Origin of the sequence: Xanthomonas sp. BRIP62409, assembly GCF_003992965.1 — a bacterium.
Lineage (GTDB): Bacteria > Pseudomonadota > Gammaproteobacteria > Xanthomonadales > Xanthomonadaceae > Xanthomonas > Xanthomonas euroxanthea.
Genome location: NZ_QEZJ01000031.1, coordinates 141,520 through 163,914 on the forward strand (window position 1 = coordinate 141,520; position 22,395 = coordinate 163,914).

General features: G+C 65.3%; 18 protein-coding genes. 5 read left to right on the top strand and 13 right to left on the bottom strand.

Annotated features, from left to right (window positions below):
- Positions 1 to 43 precede the first annotated feature (43 nt).
- Positions 44 to 1,033 (bottom strand): LacI family DNA-binding transcriptional regulator, encoded by a 990-nt coding sequence (locus EO170_RS19135; protein WP_126947425.1) that lies wholly within the window; start codon positions 1,031 to 1,033, stop codon positions 44 to 46.
- Between the two features lie 161 nt (positions 1,034 to 1,194).
- Between EO170_RS19135 and ptsP the strand changes: the two genes are divergently transcribed.
- From ptsP to EO170_RS19155, 4 genes are all read left to right on the top strand, one after another.
- Positions 1,195 to 3,714, top strand: a complete 2,520-nt coding sequence (gene ptsP / locus EO170_RS19140; RefSeq protein ID WP_126947428.1) for a phosphoenolpyruvate--protein phosphotransferase — start codon at positions 1,195 to 1,197, stop codon at positions 3,712 to 3,714.
- Positions 3,711 to 4,667: a 1-phosphofructokinase gene (pfkB, locus tag EO170_RS19145; protein ID WP_126947431.1), complete on the top strand. Its 957-nt coding sequence runs from the start codon at positions 3,711 to 3,713 to the stop codon at positions 4,665 to 4,667. The genes ptsP and pfkB overlap by 4 nt, the downstream gene beginning before the upstream one ends.
- 113 nt (positions 4,668 to 4,780) lie before the next feature.
- The gene (locus tag EO170_RS19150; protein ID WP_126947434.1) at positions 4,781 to 6,517 is read left to right on the top strand and encodes a fructose-specific PTS transporter subunit EIIC; all 1,737 of its coding nucleotides are present in this window, start codon (positions 4,781 to 4,783) and stop codon (positions 6,515 to 6,517) included.
- 186 nt (positions 6,518 to 6,703) lie between these two features.
- A complete protein-coding gene (locus EO170_RS19155) occupies positions 6,704 to 7,981 on the top strand; it encodes a carbohydrate porin (protein WP_164741102.1) in 1,278 nt (425 codons plus the stop codon).
- Positions 7,982 to 8,150: 169 nt separating this feature from the next.
- Here the strand turns inward: EO170_RS19155 and EO170_RS19160 are convergent, their stop codons facing one another.
- From EO170_RS19160 to EO170_RS19225, 11 genes are all read right to left on the bottom strand, one after another.
- On the bottom strand, positions 8,151 to 8,714 hold the full coding sequence (locus tag EO170_RS19160) for a hypothetical protein (protein WP_126947437.1): 564 nt from the start codon (positions 8,712 to 8,714) through the stop codon (positions 8,151 to 8,153).
- A 63-nt stretch (positions 8,715 to 8,777) separates the two neighbouring features.
- The gene (locus tag EO170_RS19165; RefSeq protein WP_126947440.1) at positions 8,778 to 9,605 is read right to left on the bottom strand and encodes a DUF5677 domain-containing protein; all 828 of its coding nucleotides are present in this window, start codon (positions 9,603 to 9,605) and stop codon (positions 8,778 to 8,780) included.
- 435 nt (positions 9,606 to 10,040) lie between these two features.
- On the bottom strand, positions 10,041 to 10,283 hold the full coding sequence (locus EO170_RS19175) for a hypothetical protein (RefSeq protein WP_126947443.1): 243 nt from the start codon (positions 10,281 to 10,283) through the stop codon (positions 10,041 to 10,043).
- A 58-nt stretch (positions 10,284 to 10,341) separates the two neighbouring features.
- Positions 10,342 to 10,629: a hypothetical protein gene (locus EO170_RS19180; RefSeq protein WP_126947446.1), complete on the bottom strand. Its 288-nt coding sequence runs from the start codon at positions 10,627 to 10,629 to the stop codon at positions 10,342 to 10,344.
- Between the two features lie 63 nt (positions 10,630 to 10,692).
- A complete protein-coding gene (locus EO170_RS19185; RefSeq protein WP_126947449.1) occupies positions 10,693 to 11,202 on the bottom strand; it encodes a hypothetical protein in 510 nt (169 codons plus the stop codon).
- Between the two features lie 2,153 nt (positions 11,203 to 13,355).
- Positions 13,356 to 14,324 carry a protein translocase subunit SecF gene (gene secF / locus EO170_RS19200; protein ID WP_126947452.1) on the bottom strand — a complete coding sequence of 323 codons (969 nt, stop codon included), beginning with the start codon at positions 14,322 to 14,324 and terminating at the stop codon, positions 13,356 to 13,358.
- Between the two features lie 59 nt (positions 14,325 to 14,383).
- The gene (gene secD, locus EO170_RS19205) at positions 14,384 to 16,228 is read right to left on the bottom strand and encodes a protein translocase subunit SecD (protein ID WP_164741103.1); all 1,845 of its coding nucleotides are present in this window, start codon (positions 16,226 to 16,228) and stop codon (positions 14,384 to 14,386) included.
- A gap of 185 nt (positions 16,229 to 16,413) precedes the next feature.
- Positions 16,414 to 16,767, bottom strand: coding sequence for a preprotein translocase subunit YajC (yajC, locus tag EO170_RS19210; protein ID WP_104533651.1), 354 nt, complete (start codon positions 16,765 to 16,767; stop codon positions 16,414 to 16,416).
- A gap of 131 nt (positions 16,768 to 16,898) precedes the next feature.
- Positions 16,899 to 18,044, bottom strand: coding sequence for a tRNA guanosine(34) transglycosylase Tgt (gene tgt / locus EO170_RS19215; protein ID WP_115677458.1), 1,146 nt, complete (start codon positions 18,042 to 18,044; stop codon positions 16,899 to 16,901).
- Positions 18,045 to 18,125: 81 nt separating this feature from the next.
- On the bottom strand, positions 18,126 to 19,196 hold the full coding sequence (gene queA, locus EO170_RS19220) for a tRNA preQ1(34) S-adenosylmethionine ribosyltransferase-isomerase QueA (RefSeq protein ID WP_104647937.1): 1,071 nt from the start codon (positions 19,194 to 19,196) through the stop codon (positions 18,126 to 18,128).
- Between the two features lie 164 nt (positions 19,197 to 19,360).
- Positions 19,361 to 19,792, bottom strand: a complete 432-nt coding sequence (locus tag EO170_RS19225; protein ID WP_104582110.1) for an Lrp/AsnC family transcriptional regulator — start codon at positions 19,790 to 19,792, stop codon at positions 19,361 to 19,363.
- A gap of 122 nt (positions 19,793 to 19,914) precedes the next feature.
- Here EO170_RS19225 and EO170_RS19230 point away from each other — a divergent pair, with 122 nt between their 5' ends.
- Positions 19,915 to 21,411: an aminotransferase class III-fold pyridoxal phosphate-dependent enzyme gene (locus EO170_RS19230; protein WP_126947458.1), complete on the top strand. Its 1,497-nt coding sequence runs from the start codon at positions 19,915 to 19,917 to the stop codon at positions 21,409 to 21,411.
- 260 nt (positions 21,412 to 21,671) lie between these two features.
- Here the strand turns inward: EO170_RS19230 and EO170_RS19235 are convergent, their stop codons facing one another.
- Positions 21,672 to 22,379: a glycosyltransferase gene (locus EO170_RS19235; RefSeq protein ID WP_104582108.1), complete on the bottom strand. Its 708-nt coding sequence runs from the start codon at positions 22,377 to 22,379 to the stop codon at positions 21,672 to 21,674.
- Positions 22,380 to 22,395 lie beyond the last annotated feature (16 nt).

Genomic DNA, 22,395 nt, shown 5'->3' on the forward strand with positions numbered 1-22,395 from the left:
GCGATGGCTCTACCGGTAACGCCCGTCGCGCCCAGGTGCGCTCCTACGGTGGGGTGCGGGGGCCGGTGGAGCCGCGCACCACGCAGCGGCCGGTCATCACCATGCGGCGGATCGGCAGCTGCGGGTTGCCCAGGCGTTCCAGCAGCAGCGACATCGCTGCGCGGCCCATGTCCTCGACCGGCTGCTCGACCACGGTAATGCCGGGCTCGACCAGGTCGGTCCAGCGCTCGTTGTCGAAGCCTGCCAGGGCCAGGTCGTCTGGCAGGCGCAGACCGGCGGTGCGGGCGGCCTTGAGCGCGCCCATCAACAGCAGGCTGTTACTGGTGACAATGGCCTCGGGCCGGTCTGCACCGGCCAGCCATTGGCCGACTTCGGCAATCGCCGCTTCGGCGGTGGGCGCCACTTCGCGGTAGGCCGGCGTCAGCCCCGGCGCCGCCATCGCGGCCAGATAGCCGTTGCGGCGCTCGGTGGCGGTGGTACTGGTGCCGAACAGCCCGCCGATGCGCCGATACCCCTGCGCCTGCAGGTGCGCAACCAGCTCGCCCATGGCCGCAGCGTTGTCCAGCACCACACTGTCGTAGCGGCTGCCGGGGCCGGCGCGGTCCACCAGCACGGTCGGGTAGTCCAGCACCAGCTCGTGCATGCGCCCGACCGTGCTGCGGGTTGGCGCGAAGATCAGCCCGGTGATGCGTTCTTCCTGCATCAATTGCAGGTACAGCGCTTCGCGCTCGGGGTCTTCGTCGGTGTTACACAGGGTTACGCGCATGCCGGCACGGTAGGCCACCTCCTCCACCGCGCGGATCAGCGCGGTGAAGTACGGGTTGCGGATGTCGGCAACGATCACCCCCAGGATGCCGGACTGCTGGGAGCGCAGGCGTCGCGCCATCAGGTTGGGCCGGTAGCCGGTCTGGCGCACCGCCGCCTCGACCTTGGCCCGTACTTCCTCGCTGACCGGGCCAGTGCCCAGCGCGCGCGAGACCGTCGATTTGGAAACCCCGGCCACGCGGGCCACGTCGTTGATGCTGATACTCACTGGGACCGTTCCCGCTCCATTCGCGCACCTGCAGCCAGGTGCGGTGCCTGATCCGATGCTAACCCGAAAGCACTACACCGTTTTTGTGCAGCGCACATTGACCTGGAACGTGGGAACGTTCCCACTATACTGCCCAGCCCGTTCCCATCCCGGAGTCCGTCTTGTCCTCTCCGTCGCCAGCCGCCCCCGTCACCCCCGAACTCGTGCGTCTGCGTGCGCATGCCCGCGACAAGGACGACGCCATCGCACAGGCTGCCCAGTTGCTGGTCGCCGCCGGCTGCGTGGCGCCGGGCTACGACGCCAGCATGCGGCGCCGCGAAGGCCTGGCGAACACCTTTCTGGGCCATGGCCTGGCGATCCCGCACGGCGTTGGCGAAGACCGCCACCTGGTGCGCCGCGACGGCATCGCGGTGCTGCAGTTGCCCGAGGGCGTGGAGTGGAACCCGGGCCAGACCACCCGGCTGGTGGTCGGCATTGCCGCCCAGTCCGATACCCACATCACCTTGCTGCGCCGGCTGACCCGCCTGATCCAGGACCCGGCCCAGCTGGAAGCACTGTTCACCACCGACGACCCCGGCGTGATCGTGGCCGCCCTGACCGGCGACCGTGCGCCCGACACCAGCGCCGCACCGGCCACCGACCTGGCCGAAACCTTCGCGTGGACCATCGCCTACCCCAGCGGCCTGCACGCGCGCCCGGCCACCCGCTGGGCCGAGACCGCACGCGGTTTCTCGGCGCGCGCCCAGGTGCGCGCCGGCGACCAGGCCGCCGATGCCAAGAGCCTGGTCGGCCTGCTGCAGCTCGGCCTGCGTGCCGGCGACAGCATCACCGTCTCGGCCGAAGGCCCCGATGCCGCCGCGCTGCTCAAGCGCCTGCGCGCGGTGATGGACAGCCTGACCGCGCAGGAAAAGGCCGATGCCGAACGCGCCGCGCAACGCCGCGCCGCCCCGGTGGCCGGCTGGACGCCGCCGCAGGCGCAGCCGGCCATCGTCGGCATCGGCGCCAGCCCGGGCGTGGCGATCGGCATCGTGCACCGGCTGCGTGCGGCGCAGACCGAAGTGGCCGATCAACCGGTCGGCCTGGGCGATGGCGGCGCGCTGCTGCACGACGCGCTGACCCGCACCCGCCAGCAGCTGGCGGCGATCCAGGACGACACCCAGCGCCGGCTCGGCGCCTCAGACGCGGCGATCTTCAAGGCCCAGGCCGAGCTGCTCAACGACACCGACCTGATCACCCGCACCTGCCAGCTGATGGTCGAAGGCCACGGCGTGGCGTGGTCGTGGCATCAGGCGGTGGAACAGATCGCCTCGGGCCTGGCCGCGCTGGGCAACCCGGTGCTGGCCGGCCGCGCGGCCGACCTGCGCGATGTCGGCCGCCGCGTGCTGGCCCAGCTCGACCCGGCCGCCGCCGGCGCCGGCCTGACCGACCTGCCGGAGCAGCCTTGCATCCTGCTCGCCGGCGATCTGTCGCCGTCGGACACCGCCAACCTGGACACCGCGCGCGTGCTCGGCCTGGCCACCGCGCAAGGCGGGCCGACCTCGCATACCGCGATCCTGTCGCGCACGCTGGGCCTGCCGGCGCTGGTCGCGGCCGGCGGCCAGTTGCTGGATATCGAAGACGGCGTCACCGCCATCATCGACGGCAGCAGCGGGCGGCTGTACATCAACCCCTCCGCACTCGACCTGGATGCGGCGCGCGCGCATATCGCCGAACAACAGGCCATCCGCGAGCGCGAGGCTGCCCAGCGCGCCTTGCCCGCCGAAACCACCGACGGCCACCACATCGACATCGGCGCCAACGTCAACCTGCCCGACCAGGTCGCGATGGCACTGACCCAGGGCGCCGAAGGCGTCGGCCTGATGCGCACCGAATTCCTGTTCCTGGAAAGCGGCAGCACGCCCAGCGAAGACGAGCAGTACCAGACCTACCTGGCGATGGCGCAGGCGCTGGATGGCCGCCCGCTGATCGTGCGTGCGCTGGACATCGGCGGCGACAAGCAGGTGGCGCATCTGGAGCTGCCGCACGAGGAAAACCCGTTCCTGGGGGTGCGCGGCGCGCGCCTGCTGCTGCGCCGCCCCGACCTGCTCGAACCGCAGCTGCGGGCGCTGTACCGCGCCGCCAAGGACGGGGCGCGGCTGTCGATCATGTTCCCGATGATCACCTCGGTGCCGGAGCTGATCACCCTGCGCGCCATCTGCGCGCGCCTCCGCGGCGAACTCGACGCGCCCGAGGTGCCGATCGGCATCATGATCGAAGTGCCCGCCGCCGCCGCGCAGGCCGACGTGCTGGCGCGGCATGCAGACTTCTTCTCGATCGGCACCAACGATTTGACCCAGTACGTGCTGGCGATCGACCGCCAGAACCCGGAACTGGCCGCCGAAGCCGACAGCCTGCACCCGGCGGTGCTGCGCATGATCCGCAGCACCATCGAGGGTGCGCGCAAGCACGAGCGCTGGGTTGGCGTGTGCGGCGGCCTGGCCGGCGATCCGTTCGGCGCCAGCCTGCTGGCCGGCCTGGGTGTGCAGGAACTGTCGATGACGCCCAACGACATCCCGGCGGTCAAGGCACGCCTGCGTGGCACCGCGCTGAGTAAGCTGCAGCAGCTGGCCGAGCAGGCGCTGAACTGCGAAACCGCAGAGCAGGTGCGCGCCCTGGAAGCGCAGCGCGAGGGCCAGGCATGAACCTGCACGCCATCACGGTGACGCTGAACCCGGCGATCGACCAGACCATCCAGCTCGACAGCCTGCAACCGGGCGCGGTGCATCGCGCCAGCAGCGTGCGCAACGATGCCGGCGGCAAGGGCATCAACGTGGCCGCGTGCCTGGCCGACTGGGGCAGCCAGGTCGCCGCACTCGGCGTGCTCGGGGTCGGCAATGCCGGCGTGTTCGAGGCGCTGTTCCGCGAGCGCGGCATCACCGATCACTGCCAGCGCGTGGCCGGCGAGACCCGTACCAACCTCAAGCTGGTCGAGGCGCGCAGCAACGACACCACCGACATCAACCTGCCCGGCCTGCGCCTGGGCCAGCCGCACCTGCAGGGCGTGGCCGCCCACCTCGCCCCGCTGCTGCGGCCCGGCCTGCCGGTGGTGCTGTCGGGCAGCCTGCCGGCCGGCCTGCCGGACGACAGCTGGGCGCAGTTGCAGGCCCAGGCCGGCGCCGCCGGTGCGCGCGTGCTGCTGGACACCAGTGGCGCGCCGCTGGTGGCCGCGCTCGGCGCCGCACGCCAGGCGCTGCCCTACGCAGTCAAGCCGAACCGGCACGAACTGGAAGCCTGGACCGGCCGCCCGCTGGCCGACCGCGCCGCCCTCAGCGCCGCCGCGCACGAACTGATCGCCCGCGGCATCCAGCTGGTGGTCATTTCGATGGGCACCGAGGGCGCCCTGTTCGTGCAGCGCGACCAGCGCCTGATCGCGCGTCCGCCGCGCCTGGCGCAGGGCAGCAGCGTGGGCGCCGGTGACGCGATGGTGGCCGGCCTGGCCGCCGCGCTGCTCGACGACTCCACCGACCTGGAACAGTGCGCCCGTCTGGCGACGGCGTTCTCGGTCAGCCGGCTGGAAAGCGGCGATGCGCGCCGGCTGAACCCGCAGCAGGTACGCAAGCTCACCGGCGAGGTCGTCATCGACCAGCTCTCCTAGCAAGGCCGGCGGCGCGCCCGGTGGGAGCACCACCGCAACGCGCCCGGGTCTTGCGCAAGACACCACGTATCCCGCCGGCACTCGCCGGCGACCGAACAACGCAGGAGATTTGCATGTCCTCTTCCATCGTGGTCATCGCCGCTGGCGACCGCAGCACTGAAGCCGTCCTGGCGGCCGAAGCGCTGCGCCGCGCGGCCACCGCCGCCGGGCGCAGCGTGACGATCGAGATCCGCAGCGACCAGGGTGTGCTCGGCGCACTGCCGGGCGACCTGGCCAGCGGCGCCAGCCAGGTGCTGGTGATCGGCGACGCCGATGCCGACACCGCCCGCTTCGGCGATGCGCAGCTGCTGCGCCTGAGCCTGGGCGCGGTACTCGACGACCCGACCGCCGCAGTGCACCAGCTCGCCGCACCGGCCGCCGCGAATGCATCGGCTGCCGCAGCAAGCGCAGGCGCCGGCAGCAAGCGCATCGTCGCGATCACCTCCTGCCCCACCGGCATCGCGCACACCTTCATGGCCGCCGAGGGCCTGCAGCAGGCAGCCAAGAAGCTCGGCTACCAGATCCGCGTGGAAACCCAGGGCTCGGTGGGCGCGCAGGACGCCCTGACCGACGATGAAATCCGCGCTGCCGACCTGGTGCTGATCGCCGCCGATCGCGAGGTCGACCTGGCCCGCTTCGGCGGCAAGCGCCTGTTCAAGAGCGGCACCAAGCCGGCGATCAACGATGGCCCGGCCTTGATCCAGAAAGCGCTGGCCGAAGCTGGCGTGCACGGCGGCGCGGCGCCGGTCGCAGGCGCCGCCAAGGCCGAAAACACGGGCAACGGCCGCACCGGCGCCTACAAGCACCTGATGACCGGCGTGTCGTTCATGCTGCCCTTCGTCACCGCCGGCGGCTTGTTGATCGCGCTCGCATTCGCGCTCGGTGGCATCTATGCCGGCGACGATGCGCACCAGGGCACGCTGGCTTGGTCGCTGTTCCAGATCGGCGCCAAGGCCGGCTTCACCCTGATGGTGCCCGCGCTGGCCGGCTATATCGCCTACTCCATCGCCGACCGCCCCGGCATCGCGCCGGGCATGATCGGCGGCCTGGTCGCCGCCAACCTCAATGCCGGCTTCCTTGGCGGCATTATTGCGGGCTTCATCGCCGGCTATGGCGTGGCCGCGCTCAACCGCTACATCCGCCTGCCGCGCAACCTGGAAGGGCTCAAGCCGGTGCTGATCCTGCCGGTGCTGGGCACGCTGCTGGTCGGGCTGGCGATGATGTACGTGTTCGGCCAACCGGTGGCCGACCTGCTGGCCTGGCTCACCGCCTGGCTGCGCGGCATGCAGGGCAGCAGCGCGCTGCTGCTGGGCCTGTTGCTCGGCGGGATGATGGCCTTCGACATGGGCGGGCCGGTCAACAAGGCCGCCTACGCTTTTTCAACTGGTCTGATCGCCAGCCAGGTCTATACCCCGATGGCCGCCGCCATGGTCGCCGGCATGACCCCGCCGCTGGGCATCGCGCTGGCCACCTGGGTGTTCCGCAACCGCTTCACCGTCGAAGAGCGCGGCTCGGCCACGGCCGCCGGCGTGCTCGGGCTGGCCTTCGTCACCGAAGGTGCCATCCCGTATGCCGCACGCGACCCGCTGCGCACCATCCCGGCGCTGGTGATCGGCTCGGCCGTGGCCGGCGCGATCTCGATGACCGCCGGTGCCGAGTTGAAGGCACCGCATGGCGGCATCTTCGTGCTGCTGATCCCCAACGCGGTGACCCACCTGCTCAATTACGTGCTGGCCCTGGTGGTCGGCGTGGTGGTCACCGCGGTGGCACTGCGCCTGCTCAAGAAGCCGGTGGCCGACGTGGTCGCCTGACGGTCGGCCACCTCGCCATTGCCGCGTGCCCTCCGCGCATGCGCCACGCCTGATCGCCGCCCCACTCCACCCCTGACTGGTTTCACCGCTGCGCTGCGCACCTTCGTGCGCGGCCAGCGGCTTGCCCATCCCCCAGCTGTCGCGTTCGCCACCTCGGCCACGCCTTCCTTCGTTCGGAGTCCTGCCATGACCGTCCTCGCCCCCCGCCATGCCCGTCCCCGCCTGCTGTGCCTGTCGCTGGCACTGGCGCTGACCCCGCTCGCCCACGCGCAGGATGCCGCCGATGCCTTCAAGCTCAAGCTGGGTTACACCGGCGAAGCGGCGTCGATGATCGATGGCGGCCGCAAGAACGGCGACGCCTATGCCGGCCAGCTGATGGTGGGCACCGACGTCGACATGGACCGCCTGTTCGGCTGGGGCGGCGCCACGGTCAAGCTGTACGTCACCAACCGCCACGGCACCAACCTGGCCAATAGCAGCATCGGCAACAGCACCTCGGTGCAGGAAATCTACGGCGGCCAGGGCACGCGCCTGGCCAACTTCACCCTGCTGCAAAAACTCTTCAACGACCGCCTGGAACTGGAAGCCGGCCGCAGCGTGGCCAACATCCACTTCCTCGGCTCGGACCTGTGCCAGTACTTCCAGGGCAACTCGGCCTGCGGCAACCCCACCTTCGTGTTCCGCACCAGCAACTTCACCTACTGGCCGGTGTCCAGCTGGGCTGCGCATGCCACCGCCTGGGTCACGCCCAAGGTCTACGTGCATGTGGGCGCCTACGAGGTGAACCCGGTGCAGGCCCAGGATGGCCAGCACGGCCTGAAGTGGAGCACCGACGACACCACCGGCGTGGTGGTGCCGTACGCGGTCGGCTACAAGAACAAGGGCGGCGACGGCAGCATGGCCGCAATGTACGAACTCGGCGGCTGGCAGGACAACTCCGACTACACCGACCCGCTGCGCGACCGCAACGGCAACCCGGCCGTGCTCAGCGGCCTGGGCTACGAGAACAAGCAGGGCCGCTCGGGCATGTTCGCCCGCTTCGAACAACAGGTCACCAACCCGGATCCGTCCGGCGCCCGCGGCCTGACCGTGTTCGGCGCCATCCTCAAGAGCACCGGCGGCCAGGCGATCGAAGACCACTTCGTGCAACTGGGCCTGGTGCAGAAAGGCACCTTCGCCAGCCGCCCGCAGGACAACATTGCGTTTGTGATCACCCAGCAGAAGTACAGCGACGAAGCCATCGAAAACCTGCGCCTGGCGCGCGCCTCCGCAGGCGGCACCGGCACCCCCGCAGACAACCAGATCATGATGGAGCTCAGCTACGGCATCCAGGTCACCAAGCGCCTGCGCATTGCCCCGAACCTGCACTACGTGATCAACCCCGACCAGTTCAACGAACCCACCCGCACCAACGATCTGAAGAACGCGTTGATTGCTGGCATGCGGATCGACTGGAATCTGTGACCCGTAGAGAGGCTACGCGCGTTGCGCGCACGCTTAGCGGGAACCATTGTCTGAAGTGAGTGGCGGGTGCGTTGCATCTGTGTAATGACCCACCACTACCTAACGTTTGAATTCAGCGGCCGCCGGAGGCGGTCCGCTGAAATGATGGGTTCGGCGTCCCTGCGTAGCCCTAAAAGAAAAGCTCGAAGCCCTTCTTGAGTGCGGCACGAAATACCTCGATTGATAAAAAATTCGCACCGCCTTTGAGCCACCGAATTGCCCGCGACGGCCCAATTGAAGCTGCGGGGCTTGCCGAAAGATACTGTTGAATTGCGCCATACAGTTCATGAAATCCATGAACAAGATCAGCGTTTTCAAGTTGCGCAATCTCGACGTCCTCAACTGCTCCCTCTTGCAATCGAAAGAAGACCACACACGGTAGCGTCGCTTGGTCCTTGATGCCGAGTGCGTCAAAGAAATGAGCGTTAAATGCATCAACGGCGGCCTTTGTTCCGGCATGCAAGTAGAAGACGCTCAGTTCTTTACCGGATAGACGGTCAAGCTGTGCGAAGACGCCTTGGTTCTTCAGAACCTCGCGGATGGCTTGATCGGTGAAGTCGTAGAAGATGAATGCGAACGACTTGGCACGGCCTTTAGCGAGATGCTCGACGCGGATTTCATCGAAGCGCCGAAGGAAGGACTGAAGTCCGTGGCCGATACCGTTTCCACTACCTTGTTCGAAGATGGGGATCATGATTGAGACGCCGAACGCCTGAATTAAGCCGAGCCGCGAAGCGGCTTCTGCTTGAATGAATTGTTAGCGCTCAACGTGGGGAACAAACAGTGCCTCCATTTCGTCTCGCGCGGACACCAGTAGCGTAAGGGCGAAGGAAACGCACAAGCAACTGTAGTTATCCTCGACCTCGCAATGCACCCCGCGGCCACGCTCGTCGAACTGGCCAGTGCGGTAGAACGACAAGGGAAGGCCATGTACATGGCTGGAAAGGAACTTGTATAGCCAACGAAACTGCTGAACTTCCACGCCAGCTGCGGCAGCAATTGCCTCCAGCGGCGCGAGATATGCACTCTTGCCATGAAGGAGTTTGCGCTGATCTGACGCACGGAGAGCCAAGAAGAATGCATTGCTATTGAGTCGATCTCTAAGCTCAGCGGCCTGCGTCTGAAACCCCGGAATGTCGGCTGAGTTTGGATCCATCTCCTCAAACAGGTGAATCCTTGCCGTGCAGTCATGGAGATTGAAGATGTTCCAGCGACACTCCCACTCATCTTGAGTGGATTGCTCGATGCACAAGTAGAAGAACGCGAGCCTTACCTCGAGCAGGGATCTGACAAGTACGGCTAGTGAGGCGTAGTCCCAGTGGTCAGTGACCTTCTTTGACCATGACGTGCCTGGAGCCAAGATCGCTAAACTGACGCCGCGAGCGCATAGCGTTGTGAACAGAACGCTGGCATAGAAGTGGGCACCCGTTGGTGCTGGGATGCCGGCGCAGTTGCGAGAGACATTGAGGCAGTCACTAAGGACGCTCTCGAACGCCTTGATGCGTTCTTTGTAGTCGTCAGATGCGGCAGTGCTGGCGTTTTTCGCAGGGCGCCCCAACAGTTTGTTTATGAGTGCCAGGGACATGCTTTGAGCGCTAACGCCTGAGTTAAGCCGAGCCGCGAAGCGGCTTCGGCTTGAATGAGTTGTTAGGCAGTGAGTGGCCGCGAAGATTGGATGGTGCAACCATGCTCCCCAGCACTGCCGCCTGGACCGAGTGTGCCACAGCTTACGGGATGGAGCTTGCCAAGCGATGCAGCGGCGCGTGATGCCACCGAAACCAAATGCAATGAGCGCAGCGTACTAATAATGTGCGAGGGCGGAGTACCGAACTTGCCCCCCTCCCCGCAACGGTGATGACTACCGCCCGGAGCCGACCGCATGCATCCCAGTCAATGCACCGAAGCCGGATGCACGAACGTGTTTGCTCCACCACTGCCTAACGCCTGAATTAAGCCAGCCCGCGAAGCAGGCTCGGCTTAAATGAATTGTTAGGCCCCAACTCGATCATGTGTAACGACCTTAGTCGTCTGCACGGAAGTTGGGGTTGGCTTGGTAGCTGCCTGGAATGACTTCATCGGCTTGACTGACTCGCCATGCGCCCTTGATAGCGTGCGGCGGTACCTCGCCGTTCGGGTCGTACTTGCCAGAGATCTCGTAGACCCAGCCGCCTGGATTGGCCTTGGCCTCCCGAATCAAGTCACCGGGAGGCATCTGTCGGTTCATGTCAATTGGTTTAGAGAACAGTTTGCTGAGGAGCTTCATTGCGGCCTAACACCTGAATTAAGCTGAGTTGCGAAGCAACTTCGGCTTGGATGAATTGTTATACGCCGCGTAGCATCTGAGTAATTGCCTGTGACGCAACGGCAATAGCTGCTAAGACTGCACCTACTGAGTTCCATCTGACCTGCGCCTCCATAGTCTCTTTCAACTCAGCACCGAAGAGTTCAATGCCACCAAGGTTTGGCTTTTCGCCAGTCTTCTCGGCACGTTTTCGGCGCTTTTCCAGTGCGCCCCTCCGGGTCACCTTCACGTTGCTAGCATAGAGCCAAGCTCCAGCAGACATGAAGCCTGCAATTACGGAGAGCCACGTGAGTATCGTTGCCAGCATGATTGCACCGTATAACGTCTGAATTAAGCCGACCCGCGAAGCAGGTTCGGCTTGAATGAATTGTTAGCCGCTAACCGACGCAAATACGGCGGTGATGGCTGGCCAGTAACGCTGGCATACCTCACTGATGTCGTTAGCCATTGACGTAATCTTCTCGGCCCGCTCCAAGAGCGATAGTGCAACCGTGTTTTGGCGTGTTTCGGGCGGCGTGGCAGCCTCCCGCGAGATGGCGTTAAGTGCCTCAATGAGCTCATTGCGCTGGTTCCTTGTCAGGTCGCCGCTCTGAAGGATTGCCTCCGAAAGTCCTTTGAACGCTTGAGCAACTTGCGGCTCATTGAGCTGGACCAAAGCAGAAATGGACTGGTCCAAGCTACCTATTGAGCCAGTATTGACTGTGCCGACGACACTGTTATTGACCGAAATATTGTTCAAACGGACGTCTCCGACGTGAACTGGCTTGGGCCGCGGCTGAAACCGGGGGCCGCCCAAGGATGGCATGCCAACGCTAAAGGCTATCTCATCGCTCAGGTAGTTGAGCATGCGCTCGTGATTCTCCAGCTGTTGCTGCTCCATGCATGCCACCTTTGAGTAGCAATTGAGGCACAGCGGGATATTCTGATCCCCAACTTGATACATGGCCGGAGAAGGGCACTGATAGCACTTCATGTGACGTGATTCTCCCATTAGCGGCTAACGCTTGGATTAAGCCGAGTTGCGAAGCAACTTCGGCTTGAATGAGTTGTTAGGCAGTGAGTGGCCGCAAAGGTTGGATGGTGCAACCATGCTCCCCAGCACTGCCGCCTGGACCGAGTGTGCCACAGCCTGCGGGATGGAGCTTGCCCAGCGACGCACCGATGCGGACTGCTACCGAAGCCAAGTGCAACGAGCGTGCCGCGGCAATGACGGACAAGGGCGAAGCACCGAACTTACCGCAACCAGCAACGGTGATAGCGACTTGCCGGAGCCGACCGCCTGCATGCCAGCCAACCGACCGAAGCCCTACCCACCAACTGATTTGCTCCACCACTGCCTAGCGCCTGAATTAAGCCGTGCCGCGAAGCGGCATCGGCCTGAATGAATTGTTAGGGGGCAGCCTACGTGGCGTCATGACTGATCGCCAAGCTGCCGACGAACCATAGGTATGCAGACGCTGAGACTGTAAGCAGGTGCAGCACGCCCACCCAGCGCCACCGAAGGGCCAAGCCCGAAGGGGCAACTAGGGCGACTGTTACGACGAGCCCAGCTACCGGGAAATACCTAGCGGGTTGCGATGATTCAATGCCGGGAATGCCTGCCAGAAGACACGAGGCCGCAAAAACAAGGAAAGCAGAAAGGCTTGCAGCTGACGCCTTGAGCTTACCGTTTGGTGTTGCAGCGAGAGCAAAAACCGGGAGGATAGAAGTGAGCCCGATGAGTCCTGGTATGCCTTGTTCTGCGGCAAATAGAACGTGGCGCCAATCCATAAGCTGTCACTGCCCCCTAAAGCCTGAATTAAGCCGACCCGCGAAGCGGGTTCGGCTTGAATGAATTGTTAGGCCCCAGCTAACGCTGTGACCGACTCGACTGTGATGCTGCCATTAAAGCCTTCTGCAATGCACGCTGCGATGGCGTCCGAGAACTCGTCCGTCAGGGCAGAACCATCCGTGTCGTAGTCGTTGTCCGCTTGCAGCAGCAGCCGAGAGCCGTTCCACGAGCAATGAACGTTCTGGTGCCAGGGTCGGTGCGTGAATTCATCAGCGATGTCACAGGCAGCGGCAGCGCCGACCCGCTCAGGAACTCCACTACAGGCAAGGACTACTCGATACATGAGGCCTAACGCGTGAGTTAAGCCGTGCCGCGAAGCGGCATCGACTTAAATGAATTGTTAGACGCTCTGGATGAGTAAGTCACCGTATCCCCAGACGAGCGCACCCCAAATTGCCAAGATGGCAGCTGCCCAAGACAGAACGTGATGATGAGTCTTGAACATATGGAAGAGGGACCACGACTCTGCAAAAGTACCCCCACGAATCGATTCTAAGAATCCAGTGATGCGGAATTGTGCAAGTGCAGCGAAGATAGAGGTAATTGCACCACTTCGCTGGAACCACGACGCAAGTAATTCTGATTCTGGACGTAACACTGAGCACAAAGACAGTGGACCGACAACTAATGCCAAGAAGAGCAGAAACACTATCAAGCAGAGCTCGGCTTTAAGTTTCTTAGTGATGGTAATCGGCATGGTCGGCAACGTCTAACTAGTATTGGACCGCCGAAATGCGGTGTTGCGCGGAGTATCTTCGATCGCTGGCGCTTTGTGAATGGGGGAAAACCCCTAGCAGCGATAACGGGATTACACGATGGCTAGCGGACTCTACCATTACGAGGCTTCCAACCTTATCCAGCAAGGACGCGAGCGTATGAAGTACACCCCCAAAAACAATGGCGTAACAGCACGTCCGCCGGCGCGGTTGCTCGATCGAGTGCGTGACCGCTTGCGCGTTCGGCACTACAGCTTGCGCACCGAACAGGCGTGTCTCAGTTGGACACGGCGCTTCATCCTGGCCAGCGGCTCTCTACCGCAACGCACTGGGTATCGATCGACATCACGTGCCGGACAAAATCCCTAGCTTTCACAAACTTGAATAACGGCATCGTAGTGCAGACCATACAGTTACGACGCCCAACCCCAGAAACAAAAAAACCGCGCAATGCGCGGTTTTTTCGTCAGACCTTTTGCCAACCGATCAAGGACGACGCGCCAGCGCCTCCACGTCCTTGGCCTTGGGCAGCAGATCCTGCTTGGTCACCGCAAACGGCCCGATGCTCAGCATCGGCACTGCCACGATCACCGAGGAGATCACCACGATCACCGCGCCGATCATGTGCGTCTCGGCCAGGCCTTCCATCGACTCACCGCCGTAGATGTACAACGCCAGTGCCGACAGGAAGAACATCACCGCGGTGATCACCGTGCGCGAGAGCGTCTGGTTGATCGAGCGGTTCAGCACTTCCAGCGGCTCCACCCGCAACGCGCGGAAGTTCTCGCGCACGCGGTCGAACACCACGATGATGTCGTTGATCGCAAAGCCCATCACCGACAACAGGCCGGCCAGCACGGTCAGGTCGAATTCGCGGCCGGTCAGCGACACGAAGGCCACGGTGACCAGCAGGTCGAACAAGGCGGTCAGGCTGGCGACCACCGCGAACTTCCACTCGAAGCGGAAGGCGATGTAGATCAGAAAGCCCACCAGCATGAACACCGTGGCGTACACGCCGTTCAAGGCCAAATCCTTGCCGACCTGCGGGCCGACGAATTCGCCCGGCTGCACGGTGGCGGGGTTCTGCGCGGTGCTGACGGCCTTGCGCACTTCTTCGGCCACGCTGCTGGCGGCATCGTCGCGGTTGTTGTGCTGCTCGCGCGCCTGCAGGCGGATCATCACTTCGTTGCCGCCACGTGCGTTCTGCACCTGGGCGTTCTCGAAGCCGGCCCTGGCCAGCTGCTCGCGCACCTGGTCCACGTCCACGGTTTTCTGGAACGAGGTCTGCACCAGCGTGCCGCCGGTGAATTCCAGCGCGTAGTTGAAGCCCTTGCCGACGATGACGCCGACCGAGGCCACCGCGATCACCAGCATCAGGATCAGCACCGGCTTGCGCAGGCGCATGAAGTCGATCCTGGTGTCGTTCGGGATCAGATGAAGCGGAAAAATTTTCATTAAAAGATCTTCCTAAAAAGTCCGCACATGGATGTGCGGGCTCTTGCGAGGGACTCGCATTAAATAGCGACGGTCTTCAGCTTCTTGCGGCGGCCATAGATCAGCACCGCCAGCGCACGCGACACGGTGATCGCAGTGAACATCGAGGCGAAGATACCGATCATCATGGTCAGCGCGAAGCCCTTCAGCGGGCCGGTGCCGAACGCATACAGGGCCACCGCCACGATCAGGCCGGTGAGGTTGGCGTCCAGGATGGTGCCGCCGGCCTTTTCGTAACCGGCGGCAATCGCCGATTTAGCCGGCACGCCCAGCCGCAGCTCCTCGCGGATACGCTCGTTGATCAGCACGTTGGCGTCCACCGACAGGCCCACCGACAGCGCCAGGCCGGCAAAGCCCGGCAGCGTCATGGTGGCACCGAACAAGGACATCACCGCCACCACGATCAGCAGGTTGAACAGCAGCGCCACCGAGGTGATCGCGCCGAACACGCGGTAGTAGATGGTGAAGAACACCAGCGTGAACAGGAACGAGTAGATCACTGCGGTGACGCCGCGCTCCACGTTCTCCGCGCCCAGGCTCGGGCCGATCACGTATTCCTCGACGAAATCCATCGGCGCGGCCAGCGAGCCGGATTTCAGCAGTTTGGCCAGGTTTTCGGCCTCGGTCTTCTCCAGACCGGTGGTCTGGAAGTTCTTGCCGAACACACCCGCAATGCGGGTCGGCGACAAGGCTTCTTCCTTGACCCGAACGCTGCGCACTTCCTTGCCGTCGACCATGGTCACGGTGGGGATGCGCTCGATGTAGACCACCGACATCAGCTTGCCGACGTTGGCGCTGGTGTAGTCGAGCATGCGCTGGCCGGCGACGTTGTTGAGCGTCACCGCCACCGCCGGCATGCCGTTCTGGTCGGTGCTGACGCTGGCGCTGACCATCTGGTCGCCGGTCACCAGCGCGCGCTTGTTCAGCAGCACCGGCGCGCCGGTATCGCGCACGCGGTAGACCTTGGCTTCCGGCGGGATGCTGCCGCTGCGCACGGCGTCTTCGGCATTGCCTTCGACCACCGCACGGAATTCCAGCGAGGCAGTGGCACCGATCAGGCGCTTGGCCTCGGCGGTGTCCTGCAGGCCGGGCAGTTCGACCACGATGCGGTCTTCGCCCTGGCGCTGGATGGTCGGTTCGGACACGCCCAGCGCGTTGACACGGTTGCGCAAGGTGGTGAGGTTCTGCTCGATCGCGCCGCTGGCGATCTGCTTGAGTTCGGCCTCGGGCACCTTCACCGAGATGTTCTGGCCGCTGACGTCATAGGTCAGCGTCGGCTGCGACTTGGCCAGCGCGGTACGCGCAGCGTCGACGCTGGCCCCTTCGCTCACGCTGACCTGGATGCTGTTGTCGCCGCGACGCTCGACCGAGCGATAGGCGATACGGCCATCGCGCAGCGTGGTGCGGATGTCTTCGGCAAAGCCGTCCAGGCGCTTTTCAAGCGCGGCCTTCTGGTCCACCTGCATGGCGAAGTGCACGCCACCGACCAGGTCCAGGCCCAGCACCATCGGCCGGCCGCCCAGCTTGGCCAGCCAGTCCGGCACGGTCGAGGCCAGATTTAGCGCAACCGTGTAGTTCTCGCCCAGTTGCTGGCGCAGCACGTCGTTGGCGCGGGTCTGTGCCTGCAGGCTGGGCAGGCGCACCATCAGGCTGTCGCCCTCCTTGGTGACGGCCTTTGGCGTGATGCCGGCGGCCTTGAGGTCGGCGTCGATGCGGCTGCGCAAGGCGTCGTCGAGCTGGGCACCGCGGCTGGCGGTGATCTGCACGGACGGGTCCTTCTGGTAGATGTTGGGCAGCGCGTACAACGCACTGACCGCCAGCACCAGCAGGATCAGGAAATACTTCCAGCGAGGAAATTCGAGCATTGCGACAGTCCCGCGCGACACCATCCCGGCGACGCGCCTAGCAGTGAAAACGACTTCCAGCGGCCAACACAATGACGCCAGCGGTCGTCAGGTGGATGCGGCGGTGCGCGGAGCGGAGCGGTGCGCGCCGGTTCGCGGCACCGACTGCGCCCACCTGACAGTGGGCGCAGCAGGTTGGTTGCCGCTTAGTTGGCAGACTTCAGCGTGCCCTTGGGCAGCACGTGGCCGACGGCACTCTTCTGCACGCGGATGCGCACGTTGTCGGCCACTTCCACGGTGATGAAGTTGTCGCCGATGTCGGTGATCACGCCCGCCACGCCGCCGGAGGTGATGACTTCATCGCCGCGCGCCAGCTTGTCCAGCAGCGACTTGTGCTCCTTCTGGCGCTTCATCTGCGGGCGGATCATCAGGAAATACATGACCGCGATCAGGATGATCGGCAGCGCGAAGGTGGACAGGCTTCCCATCGGGCCGGGCGCCGGCGCGCCGCCAGTGGCCTGCGCCTGGGCGACGGGGATCAGGAAATCGAGCAGATTCATTCAGTGCGTCCTAGTTTTGGTGCCAGCGCGCCAAGCGGCCCGCTCGCTATTCAGGTACCGCCGGAGCGGAACAGCCGGGAATTATGCCATGCAGGTTCCAAACCGTCCGCGCGGGGCGCGGACGGCCGGTCTCAGCTGGTTTCCCCCGGCAACGGCGGCGTGGTGGCGCCGCGTGCCGCATAGAAGGACCGCCGGAACTGCGCAAAGGTTCCCGCCGCGATCGCCGCGCGCAGGTCGGCCATCAGCTTCTCGTAGTACCAGAGGTTGTGCAGGGTGCCCAGCATCGGCGCGAGCATCTCGTTGCAGCGGTCCAGGTGGCGCAGATACGAACGCGTGTAGCCGCTGCTGCAGGCATGGCAGCCGCAGCCCGGCTCGATGGTGTCCAGGTCGCGCTCGTACCTGGCGTTGCGGATGCGCACGGTGCCGAAGGAGGTGAAGTAATGCCCGTTGCGCGCGTTGCGGGTGGGCATCACGCAGTCGAACATGTCCACGCCACGCGCCACGCCTTCGACCAGGTCCTCGGGCCGGCCCACGCCCATCAGATAGCGCGGGCGCTCGGCCGGCAGGCGCGGATGCAGGTGTTCCAGCATCGCATTGCGCTCGTGCTCCGGCTCGCCCACCGCCAGCCCGCCGATGGCGTAACCGTCGAAACCGATGTCCTGCAGCCCGTCCAGCGAGCGGCTGCGCAGGTCCGGATGCACCCCGCCCTGCACGATGCCGAACAGCGCCGCGTCGTTGCCCAACCCGTCATGCGCCTGCCGCGAGCGCTGCGCCCAGCGCAGGCTCAGCTCCATCGAGCGCCGCGCCACCTCTTCGGTGGCCGGGTACGGCGTGCATTCGTCGAAGATCATCACGATGTCCGAATCGAGCACCTTCTGGATCTGCATGCTCTCTTCCGGGCCCAGGAACACCCGTGCGCCGTCGGTCGGCGAGGCGAAGGTGACGCCCTGCTCGGTGATCTTGCGGCGATGGGCCAGCGAAAACACCTGGAAGCCGCCCGAATCGGTGAGGATCGGCCCGTCCCAGCGCGCGAACCCGTGCAGCCCGCCGTGGTCGCCGATCACATCCAGGCCCGGGCGCAGATACAGGTGGAAGGTATTGCCCAGGATGATCTCCGCACCCAGCGCGCGGATCTGCTCGGGCAGGATGCCCTTGACCGAGCCATAGGTGCCCACCGGCATGAACGCCGGCGTCTCGACGGTGCCGCGCGGAAAGGTCAGGCGCCCACGGCGGGCATGGCCGTCGGTGGCTTGGAGCTGGAACTGGAGTCGGGACATGGAGGGGCCGGGAATGGGGAATCGGGATTGGGGAATCGGAGAAGCGGTTGGCAGGTGGCTGATCGTTCGGCGGATGCCGACTTACGATTCCCCATTCCCGATTCCCGATTCCCTGCTCCACAACAGCATCGCATCGCCATACGAAAAGAAGCGATAGCGCTGTTCGATGGCGTGTTGATAGGCGGCGAAGATGCGCTCGCGGCCGGCGAAGGCCGAGACCATCATCAGCAACGTGCTTTCGGGCAGATGGAAGTTGGTGACCATCGCGTCGACGCTGCGGATGCGGTAGCCGGGCAGGATGAAGATCTGGGTTTCGCCGGCAAACGGCAGCAACTCGCCCTCGGGCGCGGCATCGGTGATGCGCCAGGCGCTTTCCAGCGAGCGCACCACCGTGGTTCCCACCGCGATGACGCGCCCGCCACGCGCACGCGTGCGCCGCACCTGCTCGACCAGCGCGGCGCCGACGTTGAGCCATTCGGTGTGCATCACGTGCTGATCCAGCGCGTCCACGCGCACCGGCTGGAAGGTGCCGGCACCCACGTGCAGGGTGACATGGCCGAACTCCACCCCGCGCTCGCGCAGGCGCGCCAGCAATGCCTCGTCGAAATGCAGCCCGGCAGTGGGGGCGGCCACCGCGCCCACTTCGCGCGCGAACACGGTCTGGTAGCGCTCGCGGTCTTCCACCCCCGGCTCGCGACGGATGTACGGGGGCAGCGGCAGGCGCCCGGCCTCCAGCAGCCAGTGCTCCAGCGGCGTGGGGATCTCGAAGCGCAGCAGGTAGAACTCGCCGTCACGGCCCAGCACCTCGGCCTGGCCGCCGGCATCCAGCGCGATCCAGCTGCCGGCCTTGGGCGACTTGCTGGCGCCGATCTGCACGCGCGCCTGCCGCTCGCCCAGCAGGCGCTCGATCAGGATTTCCACCCGCCCGCCGCTGGCCTTCTGCCCGAACAGCCGCGCCGGGATCACACGGGTATCGTTGAAGATCAGCAGATCGCCCGGCTGCAGCAACTCGGGCAGATCGCGCACCTGCCGGTCGACCAGCGCCTGCGGCGACGGCGGCACCACCAGCAAGCGGCTGGCCGCACGCTCGGCCAATGGCGCCTGGGCGATCAGCTCGTCGGGCAGCGAATAGTTGAAATCGGACTTCTTCAAGGCCGCAGGATGTGTTGGCTGAGGAGCCGGCTATTGTAACTGCGGCGGGGAATGGAGATTCGGGAATCGGGAATCGTAAAAGCGGGCCAGTCTGCGCCGTATGAGTTTCGGCCCTCGGATCTGGCTCTTACGATTCCCCATTCCCCACTCCCGATTCCCGCCCCTCACCTCTCGAACTTCGTCGACAAAATGATCGACGTCGTCGTGCGCTCCACGCCGTCGATCGCGCCGATGGCGTCGGTGAGCACGTCCATCTCGTTGACGCCGCCGACCACGCCCAGGGCGATCAGGTCGTAGGCGCCGCTGACCGAATGCAGCAGGCGCACCTGCGGGATGTCGCGCAGCGCCTTGACCACCGCGGGCATCTTCTTGGGCAGTACGGTGATCAGGATGTGCGCGCGGATGCGGCCCTGTTCGTAGGCGTCGTGGGTGCGCACGGTGTAGCCGCTGATCACCCCATCGCGCTCGAGTTTGTCGATCCGGCTCTGCACGGTGGTGCGCGACAGCCCGAGCCGGCGCGCAATCTGCGCGGTGGAGGCGCGCGCGTCCTCGCGCAGCAGCGACAGCAGGCGTTCGTCGGAGGGAGTGATTTTCACTTTTCGCCCAAATGGTTCGTCGATTCGACGAAAATACCCGACTTCCTGCCCGGATTCACGCTGCCAAACGCCGATCTTCTGCCGATAATAGAAAGGGAACGCCACCTTGCAGGAGATGCGCCATGTCCGTCCTCGCCCCGCTCGCCCCGTTGCGCGCCCATGCCGGCCGCCGCCTGACCGATGGCCTGGACGATGCCAGCATCGCGCGCCTGGCCGCCAGCCACCCGGATCTCGCACACGCCATCGACGCGGCCGCTGCCGAGTACGCGCTGGTGCGCGCCGAGGCCGCCGACCTGCTGGACCTGGACGAAGACGCACAGATCGGCGCGGTGCAGGACGGCTTCATCAACTTCTACGCCGACGATGCGGTGACCCCGTACGTGGCGCTGGCCGCGCGCGGCCCCTGGGTGATCACGCTCAAGGGCGCGGTGCTGTACGACGCCGGCGGCTACGGCATGCTCGGCTTCGGCCACACCCCCGCGCCGGTGCTCGAGGCGATGGCGCGTCCGCAGGTGATGGCCAACGTGATGACGCCGAGCCTGGCGCAGCGCCGGCTCGACCGTGCGCTGCGCGCCGAGATCGGGCATACCCGCGGCGGCTGTCCGTTCGCACGTTTCATGTGTCTCAACTCCGGTTCCGAGGTGGTCGGCCTGGCCGCGCGCATCGTCGATACCAATGCCAAGCTGCACACCGATCCGGGCGCGCGCCATGCCGGCGCCAGCATCAAGCGCGTGGTGGTCAAGGGCAGCTTCCATGGCCGCACTGACCGCCCCGGCCTGTATTCCGATTCCAGCCGCAAGACCTACACCAAGTACCTGGCCAGCTACCGCGACGAAGACTCGGTGATCGCGATCGCGCCCTACGACGTGGCGGCGCTGCAGCGCGCCTTCGACGAGGCCGCGCGCAATCACTGGTTCATCGAGGCGGTGTTCCTGGAGCCGGTGATGGGCGAAGGCGACCCGGGCCGCGCATTGCCGGCCGCGTTCTATGCCGCCGCGCGCGAGCTGACCCGCCTGCACGGCAGCCTGCTGCTGGTGGATTCGATCCAGGCCGGCCTGCGTGCGCACGGCGTGCTGTCGGTGGTGGATTACCCCGGCTTCGAACAGCTCGACCCGCCGGACCTGGAGACCTACTCCAAGGCGCTCAACGCCGCGCAATACCCGTTGTCGGTGCTGGCGGTGACCGAACACGCCGCGCAGGTGTATCGCAAAGGCACCTACGGCAACACCATGACCACCAATCCGCGTGCGCTGGATGTCGCCTGCGCCACGCTGGCGTTGTTCACCCCGCAGGTGCGCGAGAACATCCGCACCCGCGGCGCGCAGGCGATCGCAAAGCTGCAGGCACTGCAGTCCGAGCTGGGCGGCCTGATCACCAAGGTGCAGGGCACCGGGCTGCTGTTCTCCTGCGAGCTGGCGCCGCAATTCAAGTGCTATGGCGCCGGTTCCACCGAGGAATGGCTGCGCCATCGCGGCGTCAACGTGATCCACGGCGGCGAGAATTCGCTGCGCTTCACCCCGCACTTTGCGATGGACGAAGACGAGCTGGATCTGCTGGTCGGATTGATCGGGCGTGCGCTGAAGGAAGGTCCGCGCCAGAGCCAGGCCGAGGCGGCCTGAGCGCCACCGATACGCATGGCGAGCAGTCGCAGTCGCTAGCGGGAAGCGGACGGTGCGCAGGACGTCGGTCACCGAGCGGTACACGCCGATGCGGAGCACCGGCCGCGCCCACCGGGCGGCCAGAGCGATGGTGGTGTAGACCGCTCGACTTCAAGGCGACGCAGGCAGTGCCTGCGCGCCTGTAGAACAGGCGCGGCCACTCCTGGGCAACCGCCACGCGCCGTCGGCGCTGCGCGCGGCGGGGGTGCTGCCTGGCCCGGTCAGATCGGCACGGCGCTCAGCTTGCGACGCAGGTAATTGGTCACTGCCCGGCGTGGCGACTTGCCGCGCCAGGACGCCCAGCACAGATGCGAGCCCACCGCGACCGTGCCGCCACGGTGGCCGAGCCCGAACCAGGTGCGATCGGGATGGAACGCGTCGCGCGCCGGGAACACGATGCCGGCAAACTCGCCGGCGTGCGCGTTGTAGAAACGCGTCAACCCGCGCGGGCCGGAAATCATCGGAATCTGCCGGTGGTCTTCCAGCGTCTCGGGCGCATGCATGGTGAAAATGTGCTCGATGAAGGCGCGCCAAAACGGATGTCCTGCCTCCGAGCCGAACACCGCATTGCCGATCTTGAACTGCTCGTTGCCGGGCGCGCCCTCTTCGATCGGCAGCACGCATTGCTGTGCCAGCACGTCCGCGCCCAGCGTGCGCAGCAGCTTGTAGTCGGTGTCGAAATAGAACCCGCCATAGGTATGCATGTAGGCGCAGCGGGCGATGTCGGCCTTCATCACACCGAAGCGGATCGCTTCGTAGCGGTCGGCCAATTCCGGGAAGGCGCGACGCATCAGCGCCGAGTTGTCGGCATCGTCCCAGACATGGCAGGTCCAGCCCGGCAGCAGCCGTTGCAGGCGGGCCTGGATTTTGCGCTCTTCCCAAAGCAGGTGCTTGGTCGGCGCAGTGAGATGGAACACGTGGGGAATCATGGGGGCTTCTCGGGGG